Origin of the sequence: Amorphus orientalis, from assembly GCF_030814015.1 — a bacterium.
Lineage (GTDB): Bacteria > Pseudomonadota > Alphaproteobacteria > Rhizobiales > Amorphaceae > Amorphus > Amorphus orientalis.
Map to the genome: position 1 here is coordinate 1 of NZ_JAUSUL010000005.1, position 18,486 is coordinate 18,486.

The following is an 18,486-nucleotide window of genomic DNA, read 5'->3' on the forward strand; positions in this document are numbered from 1 at the left end:
CGGCGAAGCCCGACGAATCGCCCGAAAGCGTCGTCGTCGCGGATCCCTGCTTGCTGATCGTTCCCGTTCCGGAGAAGACGCCGGAGAAGGTCCGGACCGAATTTTGGATCAGCCGCAACTCCCCGTCCACCGCGATATCACCGCCGAGCCCGCTATAGACCTCGAGCACACCGGCCGAGACATTGGTGCTGCCGGTAAAGGACGAACTGTCGGCGGTGAGGCTCATCAGGCCCGGACCGGACTTGGTCAGCGTCCCGGTTCCCGACACGGCGCCCTGAGCCGAGACGGACATTCCGGTCGCAACGTTTATGGTCCCGTTCGCCGACCCGACCGCGATCGGATTGGAAACGGTCGTCGAGCCGGTCACTCCCAGCGTGCCGCCATTCAGGGTCAGCGTCCCCGCCGACGATCCCAGCGAAGCCCCGTTGGAGATCGCGAGCGTGCCGCCGGTCACCGTCCACGGCGTCGTCGTCTGGCCGGGGGTTCCGCTCAGCGTCCAGGTGCTGGTGCCGGTCTTCTCGAAGGCCTCGAAGCCGCGGAACTGGCCGCTGGAGCTGATGTTCGAAACAGCAAACGACGCATTCGACGCCCCGCCGAGTCCCATCGTATCGCTCGTCCCGTTCGCGACAACGGTGTCGTAGATCCCGTAGCCGGCCTCCAGCGTCAGCCGGTTGGTGCCGCCGGTGAACTCGATCGCGTTCGCACGCGTGATGTTGCTGCCGTCGACCCCGCCACTCACGCTTCCAGACACCGTGAGGTCGAGGTTCGCGCCGGTGATTCCGACACCGCCGGCGCCGTTCGAACCCGACGATCCACTGCCCGACGGCAGTCCGGCGTTGTTTCCGTCGCCGCCGCTTACAGTACCGGAAATCGTCACCGTCGCCGACCCGCCAAAGGACAGGCCGGCACCGCCGTCTCCGCCGTCGCCCGAAGAGGCGGAGGGCCCGCCGTTGCCGCCGATACCGCCCGTGCCTCCCCTGACCGTGCCGCTGATGGTCAGTGTGGACGTCTGGCTCGTGGAGAACCCGGCGCCGCCGTCGCCCCCGTCTCCACCGTCCGCGCCACTGCCGCCGCTGGCCCCGCCGTTGCCGCCGTTGCCACCATTCACCGTCCCGACCACGGAGACGGTCCCGGGCTGTGTGGCCAGAAGGCCAATGCCGCCATCGCCGCCGCCGCCACCGCCGCCCGAACCGCCGGAGCCAAAACCGCCAGCGCCGCCGTCGCCGCCTCTGCCGCCGGAAACCATGTCTCCAACGCGGAGTTCATTCGGCGTTCCTGTCGAAACGGCGCCGTAGCCGCCGGCGCCACCACCGCCGCCACCACCGCCGCTCGTTCCGCCTATGCCGCCGCCGCCATTTCCACCATTGCCGCCCACCGCAGAAGGAATCACACCGCTGCCCGAGAAGCCGTGAGTCCCGCCGCCGCCGCCAGCACCGGTGCCGCCCAAATTTCCAGCCGCTCCGAAACCGCTCCCGCCGCCGCCGCCGACGCCGAACGAATCACCTCCATCGCCCCCAAGCGAAACGCCGGCGCCGCCGCCACCGCCGCCGCTGGAAGAGGCGCTTCCGGGGCTAGACCCGTCCACGCCGTTGTTGCCGATTCCGGTTGACGAGGAAGCCCCTCCGCCGCCGCCGGCGCTTCCGCTTCCATTCACGCCGCCGGCACCGCCGCCGGCAAGCGCGGGCTGAGCCGCCAGAAGAACGACCGCTGCGGTGCTGAGAAGGGTCAATCGGCGCAGCCGCCCGCTCGACCGGGATCGCGGCGCTTCGCTGCGGGTGCAACCGGACGGCTCTCCCTCCACCGACGCGCGCCGCGGACCACACCTCTCACCACCCATGAATACCGGCATCCAGACCATTCCCTCCACGCCTGCAGCAGCGCCCGACCCGGATGAATCGATCCTACCACCTGGAGAGGCAAGACGATCTGCGCCGGTCCTTTCAAGGACTACTGAATCGATGCGCCCGCCAGAGAACGATTTTTGGGAATTCGTGATGAAAAGGACACAGAATCTTATATGTATAGAATATTCCTAATATATAATTTTAGAGAATACTGATGCACGGAAGTGACCGGACTCTGCAAAACCGCTCATCTCCTCGCTGCCGAGGGTCGCAGATTACCGATGATACCTGCCAGGTGCGTCCGGACCGGATAAGGAAGGTGGAGATCGACAGGTTCGTCTAGCTCCTGAACCGCAAGATCCAAGACAGATAGCTTTCCAAGATATTCTTAAACCTCATATTTTGAAGGAATAAATGGAAAAATTTAATCTACACCTGACTCGGGCCATGCGCGCTGAAATGCACGGGTCTTTGGAGAAACGCATGGCACGGCTTGCAGCGACTGGCCAATCCGGTCATCCAGACCCAACCTGACGCACCAACCGGACAACGCTTCGGGAGCGCCGCACCATGCCGCACATGTTTGTCAACCGATCGCGTTTGCACGACCTGATCGGAGACGATCCGGACCGGAAGTCCAATTTCCGCTGGGAGACCATCAATGCGGTCACCTACGAGCTCGGCGGACTGGTCTTCATAGCCGGGTCGATCTGCTTCTTCCCGGCGCTCTCGGCCTATGCGGATCTCGGGGCCTGGATCTTTTTCGCGGGATCGCTTCTCTATCTGCTGGTCACGGGTCACGATCTGGTGGAGGTCGTGACACATGCACGCCGTCGTTCAGGCCCCCCGGATATCTGGGACCGGCTGGAGCTGGTTGCTGCCCTCACCTATGTGACCGGAACGCTGCTGTTCGTCGTCGGCAGCATCTTCTTTCTTTCCCAGGTTGATCTGCCGATCGCCGGAGCGTGGTGCTTCGTCATCGGCAGCATCCTGTTCGTTGCCGGCGCGGTGATCAACGTCCTGCAGATCGTCCAGGCGGACGACCTGCTCACCCTGCAGCTCATGAACCTCACGGCGCTGACCTTCGTCATCGGGTCCGTGCTGTTTGCCGTCGCCTCCATCCCCTATCTCTGGGCGTTCGCCAGCGACACCGACGAACGGATGGTCGATGCCTTCCTCGCCTGGCAGTATCTGGTCGGAAGCGTGCTGTTCTTCGCCGGCGGACTGTTCAACTACCGGCGCGCCTATCGCGTCGTCGCCCACAAGCTCGGCGTCTCGACGGCCATCGAGCCCAGGCCGATCGTGCCCCTTCCACGCCGCAACAAACGCAGATCATCTTGAGTTCGGGTCGAGAGGCCAATGGCTTCGACCATGGCAATCGCACGTGGACCCGGGCGGTCATGTGCCGGTAGTTTGCTCGCCTGCGGTCGCCATGGGACCGTGCGGGCATGCCGGCCAAAGCGAAACCGGCAGCAGGGAGAATAAAGCGATGACGGCACCGTTCACCTTCAACACCGTCGGCTCGATCGTGTTCGGGTCCGGCAAGGCCGGGGAGATCGGGGCCCTTGCGGCGGCGCGCGGTTTCCGGCGACCGCTCTTCATCACCGATCCAGGCCTGATGGGGACCGGCCTCATCGATCCCGCCCTTTCGGCGCTTGCCGAAGCCGGTCTGGAAACGGCGATCTTCTCGGAGGTGGAAGCCGATCCGCCCGAGGCCATCGTCCGGCTCGGCCAGGAGGCGGCGCGGGCTCATGCCGCCGATTCGGTGATCGGGTTCGGCGGCGGCTCGTCCCTGGATACGGCCAAGCTGGTCGCTCTGCTGGCGACCGGAAACGATACGCTCGAGGCGGCCTACGGCATCGGCAACGCCAAGGGACCACGCCTGCCTCTGATGCTTGTTCCGACCACGGCCGGTACCGGCTCCGAAGTCACCCCGATCGCGATCGTCACCACCGAGACCAGCGAGAAGATGGGTGTGGTCTCTCCACTTCTCCTGCCGGATGTCGCCCTGCTCGATCCGGATCTGACGCTGGGGCTGCCGGCTGCCGTGACGGCGGCCACCGGCGTCGATGCGATGGTGCACGCGATCGAGGCCCATGCGTCGGCCAGCGTGAACAACAACCCGGTTTCCAGGGCGCTCGCCCGCGAAGCGCTGCGTCTCATGGGCGGTGCCATCGAGCGCGCCGTCGCAAACGGCAGCGATGCGGACGCCCGCGCCGACATGCTGCTCGGTTCGATGCTGGCCGGGCAGGCCTTCGCCAACTCTCCGGTGGCCGCGGTGCACGCGCTGGCCTACCCGATCGGCGGCCACTTTCATATTCCGCACGGGCTGTCCAACGCGCTCGTGCTGCCCCACGTGATCCGCTTCAACGCCGCCACCGCCGGCCCCGTCTATGCCGACCTCGCGCCCATCGTGTTTCCGCAGCTGGCCGAGATCGGGACCCAGGCGCGCGGACCCGCCTTCGCCGACGGACTGCAGGAACTCACCATCCGCTGCGGACTGCCGCCCCGGCTGCGGGACGTGGGCATTCCCCACGACGCACTGCACATGATGGCCGACGACGCGATGAAGCAGACACGGCTCCTGGTGAACAATCCGCGCGAAGTGACCCGCGGCGATGCGCTCGCCATCTACGAGGCCGCCTGGTAGGTGAAACCTACTCGGGCGCCCCCGAGGGTCTTGGCGCGGGGTCCGTGGACAGGGAGTGGCGGGCGGCAAACGCTCTGAGCGCGGCGATACCGGGCGCGTCCGGTTCGATCGCCGCCGGATCCGTGCCGATCAGCGTCACCACCGCAACCGCCTGCTCCTGCCAGTCGAGCACCGGTGCCGCCACCGCCACGAGGCCCGGAATGAAGCGGCCGTCGACACGGGCGATACCCTCTTCTCGCACCTGGCCCGCCAGAGCCCGCACGCCCTTGAGATCGGGCGTCAGTTCCGGCCAGACACTCGGCCGCGCCTTGAGCAGGCGAAGCTCCCGCTTCATCTCGCCGCCGACGACCGCCTCGGGAAGATAGCCCAGGAAGGCCCGGCCGGTGGCAGACGTCAGGAGCGGCAGGGTCGTGCCGAGACCGAGCGAGGTGATCACGAAGGACGGCGCCCGCTCCCAGCGCACGATCGTCGCCCCGGAATTGCCCCAGACGCAGAGCAGTGCCGTCATGCCCGTGTCGAGCGCGAGCGCCGGAAGTTCCTCGGAAATCCAGTTGACGAAGTCGTGCCGGTGCAGCGCCGCCAGCCCCATCTCGATGGCCGTCGCGCCGAGATCGTACTTGCCGGATCGGCCCGCCTGCTTGGCGAGACCGGCATGGAGGAAGGAGGCGAGATAGCGGTGCACCTTGGAGACCGGCATGTCGCACTCGCGCGCGAGTTCAGAGAGCGCAACCGGCCCGTCCAGGCGCGCCATCGCGAGAAGCACCCTGAGCGCGGCGTCCAGTGACTGTATTCCGCCGGACGCCTCGGCCGGTTTGTCAGGTGCGGGGTCGCTCGCCATCGTCGCCTTCCAGATAGGCCTTGAGAGGTCCCGTGTGCGCCAGCCTGAGCCGGTCGCCGTCGCGCATGAACAGCCCCCTGACCTCGTAGCCCTCGATCAGGAGCCGGTCGCCCACGGTGCCGCGATAGTTGAAGCGGACCGACTTGTCGCGCCACTCCGCCGACACGATCGAGATCACCAGATCATCGCCGTCCCGGCCCGGCGAGCGGAATGTCGCGCCGACGTCCATCAGGCCGGTCCCAATCAGGCCATTCTCGTTGCAGAAGATCTGATGGGTTTTGCCGCGCGAGCGCATGAAGCCGTGATAGGTCGAATCGAACCACCTCAGATAATTGGGATAATACACGATTCCGGCCGGGTCGCAGTCGCCGAACCCGATCAGGAAGGTCGCTGAGTACAGCGTCGTATCCGCGCTCATTGTTTTCACCCTATGGAATTAATTGCACCATCCGGAATTCGCCCTTATGGTCCCGATCAAACGGGCAGTCAAAATGCCTATATGGGAGGACATCAGTGACCGATCTTTCGCGCATCGAGATTGTGGGCGCCGGGCCCGCCGGGCTGTATGTCGGCATCCTGCTGAAGGAAGCGTTTCCGAACGCCGCCATCCGGCTGACCGAACAGAATCCGTCCGATGCCACGTTCGGCTTCGGCGTGGTCTTTTCAGACGAAGCGCTCGATTTTCTCAAGGCCGATGATCCGGCGACCCACGCCCTGATCACCCCGGAGATGGAGCGCTGGCGGAACATGACGCTCGTCCACCGGGGCGAGACCGTGACGATCGACGGCGTCGGCTTCTCCGCGATCGGCCGGCTCGAGCTCTTACAGCTTCTCCAGAAGCGCGCAGCCGAAGCCGGTCTCGACATGCGCTTCAACGACCGCGTCACGTCGCTGGACGCTCTCGACGCCGATCTCGTTATCGGCGCGGACGGGCTGAACTCCCTGGTGCGCACCTCCGATCCGGAGGCCTTCGGCGCGAGCATCGAGCATTTCGAGAACCATTTCGCCTGGTTCGGAACGACGCTTCCCTTCGATACGCTGACCCAAACCTTCGTCACCACCAACAAGGGCACGCTGAACGCCCACCACTATCGCTACGCGCCGGGCATGAGCACGTTCATCGTGGAGTGCGACAAGGCCACGTTCGAGGCCTACGGGTTCGCCGACATGGACGAGACGGAGACGGCGCGGGTCTGCGAGGAGATCTTCGCCGACACGCTGAAGGGCCACAAGCTCGTCACCAACAACTCCATCTGGCGGAATTTCCCGCGGCTTTGGTGCGACACCTGGGTTACCGGCAACCGCGCGCTCCTGGGCGACGCCGTCCACACCGCCCACTATTCGATCGGGTCCGGCACGCGGCTGGCGATGGAGGACGCGATCGCGCTGGTGCGCGCCCTGAAGAGCGAGACCAGCGTCGCCGATGCGCTCGCGGCCTATCAGGAGACCCGGCAGCCGATCGCCCGCAAGATCGTCAATGCCGCCAACACGTCCGCGCTCTGGTACGACCATTTCGCCGAGCACATGAAGCTCGCCCCGCTCGACTTCGCATTTGCCTACATCACCCGGTCCGGCCGGGTGGACATGGAGCGGCTGCGGCGGATCGCGCCCGGCTTCATGGCGGCCTATGAGGACTACCGCGCAGGCCACGCCGACACAGAGGCCGTCATCAGAGATCCTGTCGGCACCACCGACGGCGACCGCGAGGTCGGCTACGACAAGACCGCCCATCCCAACTGCAGCGCGGTCCTGTTCGACAACCTGGACCGCAACCCCGACAAGATCGCCGTCACCGGTCCGGCCGGAACGCTCACCTACCGGGCGCTCTGCGCGGAAGCCGCGCGCTGGGGCAATGCGTTCAAGGCCGCCGGCTGCCAGCGCGGCGAGCGGATCGTCTTCTTCGTCGACGACACACCGTCCTATCCGGCCGCCTTTTTCGGCGCGGTGCGCGCAGGCTTCGTGCCGGTGCTCCTGAACACCCAGGCCACGCCCGATCTGCTGCGCTTCTTCGTGGCGGACACCGGCGCACGGATCGCGCTGTGCGAAGCGCCGCTCATGGCGATCTTCGAGGATCCGGAAATGCGGGCGGCCGGGCTGGAGCGGGTCATCATCGCCAACGGCGAAGGCCCGCTCGCAGACGGCTTCGAGCATGCCGGCACGTTCCTGGACGGCCAGCCGGCGACGCTGGAGGCGGCCGACACCGGTCCCGACGACATGGCCTTCTGGATGTACTCCTCGGGCTCGACGGGGCGGCCCAAGGGCATCGTCCATCTGCACCACGACATGGCCTATTCCGAGGCTTCCTACGGCCGCACCGTCCTCAAGCTCGAGGCCGACGACGTCTGCTTCTCGGTGCCGAAGATCTTCTTCGCCTACGGGTTCGGCAACGCCTTCACCTTCCCCTTCTCCGTCGGCGCGACCACGGTCCTGCTGCCGGGCCGGCCTGAGGCGGACCGCATCCTCGACATGATCGAGACCTTCAAGCCGACCGTCTTCTTCGGCCTGCCGACGCTCTACACCGCGCTCGCCCGCGCCGACGGCGTCCGCGACCGCAACCTGTCGTCGATCCGGCTGTCCGTCTCGGCCGCCGAGACCCTGTCGGAGGACGTCTACACCACCTGGAAGGACCTCACCGGCAAAGGGCCGATGGAGGGGCTGGGCTCCACCGAGCTTCTGCACATCTACCTGTCCAACACCCAGGACGAGCACCGGCTCGGCTCCGCCGGCAAGCGTGTGCCGGGCTACGAAGTCATCCTGCGCGATCCCGACGGCAATCCGGTCGGCGATGGCGAGGAGGGCGTGATGTGGGTGCGCGGCCATTCCTCCGCGCCGCTCTACTGGAACCGGCCGGAGCAGACCGCCAAGACGATGCGGGACGACTGGATCTACACCGGCGACCGGTTCGTGGAAGACGGCGGCTTCTATTTCTTTCAGGGCCGCGCCGACGAACTGATCAAGGTGTCCGGTCAGTGGGTCTGGCCGCTGGAGGTGGAGCGCTGCCTCAACGAGCATCCCCATGTCCAGGAATGCGCCGTTCTGGCCCACCAGCTTCCCGACCGGCGGATGACGCTGCGCGCCATCGTTGCGCTCCGCCCCGGTCACGAGCCGGGCGATGACGAGACCACGGCCCTCCAGTCCTTCGTCAAGGAGCGGCTGATCGCCTACAAATATCCGCGCATCGTGGAGTTCGTCGGCGAGCTTCCGAAGACCGGTACCGGCAAGATCGACCGCCAGGCGCTGGTGCGCACGGATGGGGACGACACAAAGAAATAAGTATACTAACGGTTTCCCTCGGCGCCGAAATGACGCATGAAGGCGGCAACGACCCGCCGACCGACCGGACCGGGCAGAACCAAGGAGACACCGCGATGCTGTTCGACATTCCGACCACCCCGGCCGTCGCCGTGAAGGGCGAGCAGGCCGCCTACCCGGTTCACCGCGTCTTCTGCGTCGGCCGCAACTACGCCGCCCACGCCGCGGAGATGGGCCACGAGGTCGACCGCGAGGCGCCGTTCTATTTCACCAAGGCCGCCTCGACGATCGTCCATTCCGGCGCGACGATCCCCTATCCGCCCGGCACCGAGAACTACCATTACGAGATGGAATTCGTGGTCGCGATCGGCAAACCGGTCTTCAAGGCCGACCTCGCCGAAGCGGCCAGCGCGGTCTACGGCTATGCCTGCGGCCTCGACATGACCCGTCGCGACCTGCAGCTCGTCGCCCGCGAAAAGGGCCGGCCGTGGGATCTCGGCAAGGACGTCGAGCAGTCCGCCGTGATCAGCGACATCACCAAGGCCGCCGAATTCGGCGAGATCGCCAAGCAGCGCATCTGGCTCTCCGTCAACGGCGAGACCAAGCAGGAAGCGACCCTCGACGACCTGATCTGGAAGGTGCCGGAGCTGGTCAGCCACCTGTCGCGCTACTATCACCTGATCCCGGGGGACCTGATCTACACCGGCACCCCGGCCGGCGTCGGCGCGGTGAAGGCCGGCGACAAGATCGAGGGCGGTGTGGACGGCCTTGCCCCGATCGCGCTCACCATCACCGACCCGGAATAGGCTCACCTCCCAAGGCGAGACCATCGGGGCGGGGCGCACGGCGCCTCGCCCTTTTTTTTATCGCTCGTCGAAGGTTTCGTTCCGGGCAACGCCCCGCCCCTTGTGCCGCTCACTCCCGCGAAAGCGGGAGTCCAGGGCGGCCTTTCTCGGGAGGCTGCCATCCCTGGCTCTGGATCCCCGCTTTCGCGGGGATGAGCGGAGGTTTCCGGAAAGCCCCGTTTCCCGGCTCGCCTTATGCCCGCCCCGGCGTCGGGAGCGCCTCGTGCAGATGGCCGTGACGATCAATGCGGACCGCGGCCACATCCCGGTGCGGATTGATCGACGAGCCGTTCAGGAGCACCTTGGGCAGCTTGCGCGGAACCAGGAGCGGCACCGTCATGGACACATGCTCCCGAGGATCGTAGGCCAGCATCTGCTCGCGCAGGATGCCGATCGTGATCGCCTCGCCCAGAAGCGCGGACTCGATGTAGTCGGTGAAGTAGTGGACCCCGGCGATGTTGCGGGCGTTGGAGATGTTCCACATCAGCTTGTTGAGCTCACCCTCCAGCGTCAGCCCCTTTTCCATCTTGAGGGACAGGAGGTCGATCTTGACATCGTCCGCGTTGTTGCCCGGGGACGGCACCAGGGCCTCGCCCTCAGGCGGCACCAGATAGGCCGGCGTTCCCCGTGCCTTCGGGTTCTCCATGTTGAAGAACGCCTTCAGGAGCGTGACACAGGCGCCGGCGACCGTTGCATGCCCCGCCCCGTAGGCCGGATGCATCGGCGAGCCTTCCGGGAAGGCCATGGGCAGCAGGCGCGTGCAGTGCTTGTTGGCAACCTCTTGCAGGATTTCGTCGAGCTTCGGATCGAGCCCGTTGCCGTCTGGGAAGGTGTAGGTCGCCAGTGTCCGGCCCAGCTCCCGCCGGGCCCGGGCCTCAGACGTGTCTCCCTCATAGGGCCAAGGCTTGCTCTCGTGTTCGCGATTGGGATCGTAGCCGGTGTAGATGGTGTGAAAGAGCGCGCCGGCCGCCTCCGGCCGCATCCGGCGGTGCACCGAGAATTTCTGCAGGCGCACCGCCTTCAGCGCCCGGCTGGAGACCTCCGTCACCAGCGTCAGAAGATGCGGGCCGCCGAAGAGCGCGAAAGGCTCCTGGTTCTTGCGCGACACCGCGTTGTCGGACGCGTCGTGATAGGGAATCCCGGGATCGAAGGGATATTTCTCGCCCAGGAGCATGAGGGCGGCGTTCAGGTAGGCCTGATAGAGCGCGTCGTCGTGGACATAGGTCGCCATGTCACGAAGCCGGCTCATATAGCGGTACGCGCCGGGAACGAACTCCGTTTCCTTGTCCTCATCGTTCGGATCAGGCTCGTACCGCTTGCGGGCGTTGAGCGCGTTCTGGACATCGAGCCAGTCGTACCAAGTGGTCATGTAGTCCCGGCCGGGCTTGGCGACCCGGACCCGCTGATCGATCCGCTGGTTGCCGAAGCGGACCATCCCGGTGTCCCGCTCCCCGGTCCCGGCGATCATGAACTGGGACAGGAACGGCGTCGGCCAGCCGTCCTCACCGAGCCCACGGAACATGTTTCCCGGGGTCTGTGCGTGACCGAACCTCCGGCGCGGCCGGATGTCGCCGGCACAGGTATCGAGCTGATGGTCGGTGCCGGCAAACCAGCGCATCGCGCTCAGCCGATCGGCTGCATTCGCCGCCTTGCCGTGCGACGCTTTGAGGTCCTTCTTCTGAGGGGCCGACAGGCCCTGAAGACCACCGATCAGGCTCTCGTCCATGAACGCGGCGATCGGCTCGTCCCGGAAGAGCGCCATCTGGTAGACTTCGGCCATCTCCGCAGCGAGTTCCGCCGACCCTGGCGCCGGAGCGGCCGGCATGGTCAGCGCGAGCGGATCCGGCCCTTCCAGCACATAGGCAAAGCCGGCTGTCGGGCTCTCCCACTGGCGAAATTCGATCAGGCCGTTTTGGTCCTTGATGGTCCACGCCGCACAGTTGAGCGGCACGTCCGCAAAAACGGCTGGATCCGAACTCTGGGTGCCGGTGCGGAAGTCCTCGAAATGCTGAGGGTCTGCAAGCAGGCCGCTGTCGAGATGAAACAAGCCCTTGGTGAAACTGAAGATGAAGGGGCTCTTCTCCGACACCCGTTCCTGCTCTGGGTGCTCCACTTCCGTGGACAACCGCGTGGCCTCGTTGCGCCGCCAGACGGCATCCTCCCGTCGCTTCGGATCCGGAAACCCCATGAAACCCCTCCTTCATCAGGCAAGCGGCCCAGCCGCAAATAAAATTTAAGGTTGCATACTCAGGCAAGCGGCGGCTTCGGGATCGGTCGGCCCGAACCGGGAAGCACGCAGAGACCTGCTATTTGAAATGAAAGAGAAATCGACTGCCGAGCCTCCCCAGATCACTCAAGGCCCAGCCCGGCGCTCCATCCCGTTCAGATTGAAAATTACCCGACAAACGGGAATTAACGCAACAATAAATTGCATATCGGTGCAGCGGAACGCTTGCCGCCCCACGATGGGCGGTGACACAGGAGCAGACCGGCGAGTGAACCTGCTCAGCCCGGAAGGGATACCGGCCGCTAATTTTGCTGGGATAGGGCTCTTTTTTCGCAAAGTCGGACGCGAAACCGGTGCCCACTTTCACTGGCTTTGCTGATCAGCGCGCGACCGCGCGCCGGCCGGTCAGGCCGCCTCCGCGGAGCGGTGAGCGGAGCGAACTCGCGTGAGCGAAACAAAGCTCAGGCCGCGTCGGCGCTTTCGCCCCAGGCGCCTTCCGGATCGATCCAGCCTTCCGCGATGCCGTGGCAGGCGACCTGCGCGCCCTCGATCTCGAACAGCGGCGGCCGGGTCTGCCGGCAGACGTCCCGGGCATAGGGACAGCGCGGGTGGAAGGCGCAGCCGGACGGGGGATTGATCGGCGACGGGATCTCGCCGGTAAGCTTGATGTTCTGGCGCTTGCGGCGGGGGTCGGCCACCGGGGTCGCCGACAGAAGAGCGCGCGAATAGGGATGCAGCGGCCGGCTGAACACCGCCTCGGACGTGGTGATCTCCACCGGCCGGCCGAGATAGAGGACCAACACTTCGTCGGCGACGAAACGCACCACCGACAGATCGTGGCTGATGAACAGATAGGTGAGCCCGAACTCCTGCTGGAGATCCGCGAGAAGGTTCAGAACCTGGGCCTGGATCGACACGTCCAGCGCCGACACCGGCTCGTCGAGGACGAGGATCTTCGGATCCAGCATCAGCGCGCGGGCGACGGCGATGCGCTGGCGCTGCCCGCCAGAGAACATGTGCGGATAGCGGCCATAGTGTTCCGGGCGCAGGCCGACGCGCTGAAGCATGGATAGTGCCTTCGCACGCCGCTCGTCGGCCGACAGCTTCGTGTTGATGACCAGCGGTTCTTCCAGGATCGTGCCGATCTTCTGGCGCGGATTGAGCGACCCGTAAGGGTTCTGGAACACGATCTGGACGGTCCGGCGCAGCGTCGCAGGATCGTGGCCATCGCTCCCCTCTCCGATCGCGTGACCGTCGATCACGAGCCGCCCGGACGTGGGCTGTTCGATCATGGTGATCATGCGCGCGAGCGTCGACTTGCCGGACCCGGATTCGCCCACGACCGCAAGCGTCTTGCCGGCCTCGACCGAGAAGGTGGCGCCCGCCACCGCCTTCAGCGTGAGACGGCGGCCGAACATCCCGCTGCCGACCTCGTAGTGCAGGGCGACGTCGTCGGCTTCGATGATGGCGTTCATGCCGCCTCCTCGCCGGTGTGAAGGGGATAGTGGCAGAGCGCCTCGCCGAACTCGGGCGGCTGGCGAGGCGGCACCACGGTCCGGCAGCGCTCGTCGGCAAACTTGCATCGCGGATTGAACAGGCAGCCGTCGGGCCGATCGCCCTGCCCCGGCACCACGCCCGGGATCGCCGGCAGCCGGTCGCCGTCGGCCCGGTCCGGCAGCGCGTCGAGAAGGGCTGCGGTATAGGGATGGTGCGGCGCGTCGAACAGCCCGATGACCTCCTGACGCTCCACCTGCCGGCCGGCATACTGGACGACCACGCGCTGGGCGGTTTCCGCCACCACGCCCATGTCGTGGGTGATCAGCACCAGCGCCATGCCGGTGTCCTTCTGCAGGTCCACCAGCAGATCGAGGATCTGCGCCTGGATGGTGACGTCGAGCGCCGTGGTCGGCTCGTCCGCGATCAGAAGCTTCGGCTGGCAGGCAATCGCCATGGCGATCATGACACGCTGACTCATGCCGCCGGAGAGCTGATGGGGAAAGGCGGTCAGGCGCTTTTCCGGCTCCGGGATGCCGACCATCGACAGGAGTTCGATGGTGCGCTCCTTCCGCTCCCGTCGGCCGAGACCGAGATGGGTCTTCAGCGCCTCGCCGATCTGGAAGCCGACCGTGAAGCACGGATTGAGGCTCGACATCGGCTCTTGGAAGATCATGGAAATGTCGCGCCCGATCACCTCGCGCCGCCGCCGGGACGACAGCGTGCGCAGGTCCCTGCCGTCGAAGGACATGTCAGCGGCCGTGACCGTCGCCGTCGGCGGCAGAAGCCCCATGACCGCCAGCATGGCCACCGACTTGCCCGATCCGGATTCCCCGACGATCGACAGCACCTCGCCCGGATCGACGGACAGATCGACGCTGTCGACAGCGGTGAACGGCCCCTGGGAGGTGGCAAAGGTGACGGTCAGATCACGGATATCGAGAAGGGACATGACGAACCTCAGCTCCGCTTCAGTTTCGGATCGAGGGTATCGCGCAGCCCGTCGCCCACCAGGTTGATCGCCAGCACCGTGATCAGGATGGCCACGCCCGGCAGCGTCACCAGCCAGGGCGCGCGGGTGATAAACTCGCGGCTGTCGGCGAGCATCGTACCCCACTCCGGCGTCGGCGGCTGGGCGCCCATTCCGAGAAAGCCTAGGGCGGCGACGTCCAGGATCGCGGTGGAGAAGGACAGGGTCGCCTGAACGATCAGCGGCGCCAGACAGTTGGGCAGGATCGTCTTCGTCATCAGGCGGATCCGGCCTGCGCCGGCGACCCGGGCCGAGACCACGTATTCCTTGTTCTTCTCCGACAGCACGGAGGCCCGCGTCAGGCGGACGAAATGGGGCTGCAGGACCAGCGCGATCGCGATCATGGCGTTGCGCAGACCCGGGCCGAGAATGGCGACGAGAACCAGCGCCAGAAGTAGCGACGGGAACGCCAGGATCACGTCCATCAGCCGCATGATGGCGGTATCGATCCAGCCCCGGAAGAAGCCGGCGATCAGCCCCAGAAGGATGCCGCTGATCAGGGCCAGCGTGACCACGACGAGACCGATGAAGAGCGAATAGCGCGCGCCGTAGATCAGGCGCGAAAGCACGTCGCGGCCGACCGCGTCGGTCCCGAGCAGAAAGCCCGCCCGGCCGTTCTCGTCCCAGATCGGCGGAACGAGGAGTGCATCGCGGAACTGGGTATCCGGGCTGTAGGGCGCCAGAAGCGGCGCCAGAACCGCCACCAGGACCAGCGTCAGGAATACGGCCAGCCCCGCCACCGCTCCCCGGTTCTCGGAGAAGTAGAACCAGAACTCCCGGACCATCTCGCGCCGGGCGGAGCGGCTGGATCGGGCGGTTTCGGCGGAGGTGTCGTGCGCGGAGTGATCGGTCATGGCCCTATCCCTGCCGGATGCGTGGATTGATCAGGCCGTAGAGAAGGTCGACCAGAAGATTGACGATCATGATCACCGCGGCGATCAGCAGCAGCCCTCCCTGCACGACCGGATAGTCGCGCTTGAAGACGGAATCGAGCATCCACTTGCCGACGCCGGGCCAGGAAAAGATCGTCTCTGTGAGGATCGCCCCGGCCATCATCACGCCGACCTGCAGACCGATGATGGTCACGACCGGAATGAGCGCGTTGCGCAGGGCATGGAGGCCGATGATGCGGCGGCCGGGCAGCCCCTTGGCCCGTGCGGTCCGGACATAGTCCTCGCCGAGCACCTCCAGCATGGCCGAGCGCGTCTGCCGTGCGATCACGGCGAGCGGGATCGTGCCCAGCACGATCGTCGGCAGGATGAGATGGTTCACAGCCGATGCGAACGCGCCCTTCTCGCCCGACAGGAGCGAGTCGATCAGCATGAAGCCGGTCACCTGGGGAAAGAAATACATCAGCGAGATCCGGCCGGAGACCGGCGTCCAGCCGAGGGTGACGGAAAACAGGATGATCAGCAGCAGGCCCCACCAGAAGATCGGCATGGAGTAGCCGACCAGCGCGGTCGTCATGATCGACTGGTCGAAGATCGAGCCGCGCTTCACCGCCGCGATCACGCCGGCCGGAATGCCGACCACCACGGCAAAGAACATGGCGCAGAGCGACAGCTCCAGCGTGGCGGGGAACCGCGCAAGGAATTCTTCGAGAACCGGCCGCTTGCTGACCAGCGAGGTGCCGAAATCGCCGTGGAGGATGCCCCAGATATAATCGAGATACTGGACCGGCAGCGACCGGTCGAAGCCCAGAAGCGCCTCCAGTTCCGCGTAGCGTTGCGGATCGACACCGCGCTCGCCCGCAAGCAGCAGGATCGGATCGCCCGGCAGAACGCGGATGAAGGCGAACGTCACGATCGACACGCCGATGAAGGTCGGGATCAACACCCCGAGCCGGTTCACGAGAAAGCGGAGCATGGGTCCTCTGGCGAACGGTTGGCGGCGGGACGGCCTGACCGTTCCTCACCCGCCCGAGAATGGCCCCGACAGACCGGTCGCGTCTGACCAGCGGGGACGGACTCGAAACATCGAAGCCGGGCGCCCCGCAATGGGCCTGGCGTGTCTGCCCGGTCGCAGGGGGCCGAAATAAACAATAAGGCCGGCGCCGGGATCGATCGCCCGGCGCCGGCCAGATGGCGGGCGCTTACTGCTTGAGGTCCACGCCGTAGAAGATGTGACCGCCGAACGGGTCGATCTTGAAGTCTTCGACCTGATCGCTCATCGCCTTGTTGACGACGGAGTGGGCGATCGTGGCCCAGGGAGCCTGCTCCTTGAAGATCACCTGGGCCTCCTTGTAGAGCTCGGCACGCTGCTCCTGGTCGGAAACCACCTTGGCCTTCTGGATGATCTCCTCGAAGGGCTCGTAGCACCACTGGGCGCGGTTGGAGCCGCCGACGGCATCGCAGCCCAGAAGAACGGCCAGGAAGTTGTCCGGGTCACCATTGTCGCCGGTCCAGCCGAGCAGCACCGCACCGTCGCGGTCTTCGGCCTTCGACCGCTCCAGATACTCGCCCCACTCGTAGGAGACGATCTCCGTGTCGACGCCGATGTTCTCGAAGTCGGCCTGGATCAGTTCGGCCATGCGGCGGGCGTTCGGGTTGTAAGGCCGCTGCACGGGCATCGCCCAGACCTTCATGGAGAGATCCGTCACGCCCTCTTCCTCGAGCATCTTCTTGGCAGCGTCCGGATCGTACGGATCGTCTTCGAGCTCGTCGTTATAGGACCAGATCGTCGGCGGGATCGGGGCCTTGGCGACCTTGCCGGACCCCTGGAACACCACGTCCAGGATGGCCTGCTTGTTGATCGCCATGTTGAGCGCCTTGCGGACCTTCGGGTTGTCGAAGGGCTCGACCTTGGTGTTGTAGGCGAGATAGCCGACGTTGAGGCCCTCCTGGCTCTTCAGGGTCAGACCGTCGGAGCTTTCGATGTCGGAGAGGTCGGCCGGGTTCGGATAGGGGTCGAGATGACACTCGCCCGCCCGGAGCTTCTGGAGACGGACTGCCTGATCCGGCGTGATCGCGAACACCAGGTTGTCGATCGGCGCCTTGCCGGCCCAGTAGTCGGGGTTGGCCTGATAGCGGATCACGGCGTCCGGCTGATAGGCCACGAACTGGAACGGGCCGGTTCCGACCGGCTTCTGGTTGAGCTGCTGCACATTGCCGGCCTCAGCCAGCTGATCGGCGTATTCCTTGGACTGGATCGAGGCGAAGTCCATGGCCAGGTTCGCGATCATCGGCGCTTCCGGCCGGGTCAGGTTGAACTTGACCGTCATGTCGTCGACCTTCTCGATGGACTCGATCAGATCCGGCATCGACATGCCGTTGAAGTACTCCCAGGACGCCCCCTCGACATACTGGTTGTACGGGTTCTCCGGATCGAGCTGGCGCTCGAACGAGAAGATCACGTCGTCGGCGTTCAGGTCCCGGGTCGGGGTGAAATAGTCGGTCGAGTGGAACTTCACGCCCGGACGCAGGTGGAAGGTGTACTCTGTCCCGTCCTCCGAAACGTCCCAGCTCTCCGCCACGCCGGGAACGACGTTGGTGGTGCCGCGCTCGAACTCGACCAGCTTGTTGAAGACGTTTCTCGAGGTGGCGTCGAAGGTCGTTCCGGAGGTGTAAAGCGCCGGATCGAAGCCCTCGGGCGAGCCTTCCGAGCAGTAGACGAAGGTGGTCGCGTGCGCGGTCCCGGCGAAAGCCAGCAGCCCTGCGGCTACGGCGGTCGCCTTCAAGCCATCGCAGAATTTCATCTATCTCTCCCTCTGATTGACGCGGAAAGGTCCCACGTCCTGAGGAACAGAAAAGTCCCAAACTGGCCTCAGATCAATCGGGGGTCGCCAGATTTTTGCCGCGAGCGCAGTGGAACCGGAAAATCGTTCTTCGACGAAATCGCGTTGGGGCCGCGGCGGACCGTCCGGATCGATCGGATTCGCTCACGTTTGCGGCCGGCGGCGGACGCCGCCATCGGACGTCATGCTATCGAAATTCACGGAGAGGCACCCGGCGCAGCCTGGGGAAGACGGGCCGGGGAAGCGCGTCGGCTCAAGCGAAATGGACGCGGCGCCGGCCGTCGCGCAGATCCAAAGTGCCGACGGCGCTCAGCGCACCAGGGTCAGAACCACGATCGAGGTCAGGACGATCCCGGCCAGCGCCAGAAGCGGAAAAATGAACGCCGCCACGCCGAAGAAATAGACCGCCAGGAACCAGAGCATGCCCAGGTTCGCGAGGAACCACAGCCGGGACGAGACCGGTCCTTCGATCGCATCCTGAAGGAGCCAGCCGATCAAGGGAACGGAGTAGAGAATACGCAGCATCGAAACGTCCGGGTTGCCATCACTGGATGAGGCCGGTACGGCGCCGTC

The 18,486-nt window shown here is 65.6% G+C and carries 14 protein-coding genes; 4 read left to right on the forward strand and 10 right to left on the reverse strand.

From position 1 onward, the window contains the following. On the reverse strand, positions 1-1,246 hold a 1,246-nt coding region (locus tag J2S73_RS18755), incomplete at its 3' end, for an autotransporter-associated beta strand repeat-containing protein (RefSeq protein ID WP_306887205.1). Between the two features lie 1,168 nt (positions 1,247-2,414). Here J2S73_RS18755 and J2S73_RS18760 point away from each other — a divergent pair. Further along, a complete protein-coding gene (locus J2S73_RS18760) occupies positions 2,415-3,185 on the forward strand; it encodes a YrhK family protein (RefSeq protein WP_306887206.1) in 771 nt (256 codons plus the stop codon). 148 nt (positions 3,186-3,333) lie between these two features. Beyond that, positions 3,334-4,494 carry an iron-containing alcohol dehydrogenase gene (locus J2S73_RS18765; RefSeq protein WP_306887207.1) on the forward strand — a complete coding sequence of 387 codons (1,161 nt, stop codon included), beginning with the start codon at positions 3,334-3,336 and terminating at the stop codon, positions 4,492-4,494. Between the two features lie 7 nt (positions 4,495-4,501). Here J2S73_RS18765 and J2S73_RS18770 read toward each other — a convergent pair whose 3' ends face one another. Both J2S73_RS18770 and J2S73_RS18775 read right to left on the reverse strand, forming a co-directional pair. Beyond that, positions 4,502-5,332 carry an IclR family transcriptional regulator gene (locus J2S73_RS18770; protein ID WP_306887208.1) on the reverse strand — a complete coding sequence of 277 codons (831 nt, stop codon included), beginning with the start codon at positions 5,330-5,332 and terminating at the stop codon, positions 4,502-4,504. Continuing rightward, on the reverse strand, positions 5,310-5,750 hold the full coding sequence (locus J2S73_RS18775; RefSeq protein WP_306887209.1) for an acyl-CoA thioesterase: 441 nt from the start codon (positions 5,748-5,750) through the stop codon (positions 5,310-5,312). Before J2S73_RS18775 ends, J2S73_RS18770 begins: the two co-directional genes overlap by 23 nt. 95 nt (positions 5,751-5,845) lie before the next feature. On the opposite strand from J2S73_RS18775, the gene J2S73_RS18780 reads away from it, so the two are divergent. Further along, on the forward strand, positions 5,846-8,605 hold the full coding sequence (locus tag J2S73_RS18780) for a benzoate-CoA ligase family protein (protein WP_306887210.1): 2,760 nt from the start codon (positions 5,846-5,848) through the stop codon (positions 8,603-8,605). 29 nt (positions 8,606-8,634) lie between these two features. Further along, positions 8,635-9,390 carry a fumarylacetoacetate hydrolase family protein gene (locus J2S73_RS18785; RefSeq protein ID WP_306887211.1) on the forward strand — a complete coding sequence of 252 codons (756 nt, stop codon included), beginning with the start codon at positions 8,635-8,637 and terminating at the stop codon, positions 9,388-9,390. 232 nt (positions 9,391-9,622) lie between these two features. Here J2S73_RS18785 and J2S73_RS18790 read toward each other — a convergent pair whose 3' ends face one another. The 7 genes from J2S73_RS18790 to J2S73_RS18820 all read right to left on the reverse strand — a co-directional run bounded on the left by J2S73_RS18790 (position 9,623) and on the right by J2S73_RS18820 (position 18,438). Further along, positions 9,623-11,617: a phosphatase PAP2 family protein gene (locus tag J2S73_RS18790; RefSeq protein WP_306887212.1), complete on the reverse strand. Its 1,995-nt coding sequence runs from the start codon at positions 11,615-11,617 to the stop codon at positions 9,623-9,625. A 500-nt stretch (positions 11,618-12,117) separates the two neighbouring features. Next, positions 12,118-13,131 carry a dipeptide ABC transporter ATP-binding protein gene (locus J2S73_RS18795; RefSeq protein WP_306887213.1) on the reverse strand — a complete coding sequence of 338 codons (1,014 nt, stop codon included), beginning with the start codon at positions 13,129-13,131 and terminating at the stop codon, positions 12,118-12,120. Beyond that, positions 13,128-14,102 carry an ABC transporter ATP-binding protein gene (locus tag J2S73_RS18800; RefSeq protein WP_306887214.1) on the reverse strand — a complete coding sequence of 325 codons (975 nt, stop codon included), beginning with the start codon at positions 14,100-14,102 and terminating at the stop codon, positions 13,128-13,130. Before J2S73_RS18800 ends, J2S73_RS18795 begins: the two co-directional genes overlap by 4 nt. 8 nt (positions 14,103-14,110) lie before the next feature. Continuing rightward, positions 14,111-15,034 (reverse strand): ABC transporter permease subunit, encoded by a 924-nt coding sequence (locus tag J2S73_RS18805; protein ID WP_306887215.1) that lies wholly within the window; start codon positions 15,032-15,034, stop codon positions 14,111-14,113. A 4-nt stretch (positions 15,035-15,038) separates the two neighbouring features. Next, the gene (locus J2S73_RS18810; protein ID WP_306887216.1) at positions 15,039-16,046 is read right to left on the reverse strand and encodes an ABC transporter permease subunit; all 1,008 of its coding nucleotides are present in this window, start codon (positions 16,044-16,046) and stop codon (positions 15,039-15,041) included. Positions 16,047-16,272: 226 nt separating this feature from the next. Further along, positions 16,273-17,874 (reverse strand): ABC transporter substrate-binding protein, encoded by a 1,602-nt coding sequence (locus tag J2S73_RS18815; protein ID WP_306887217.1) that lies wholly within the window; start codon positions 17,872-17,874, stop codon positions 16,273-16,275. A gap of 348 nt (positions 17,875-18,222) precedes the next feature. Next, positions 18,223-18,438 (reverse strand): hypothetical protein, encoded by a 216-nt coding sequence (locus tag J2S73_RS18820; protein WP_306887218.1) that lies wholly within the window; start codon positions 18,436-18,438, stop codon positions 18,223-18,225. Between the last annotated feature and the right edge of the window lie 48 nt (positions 18,439-18,486).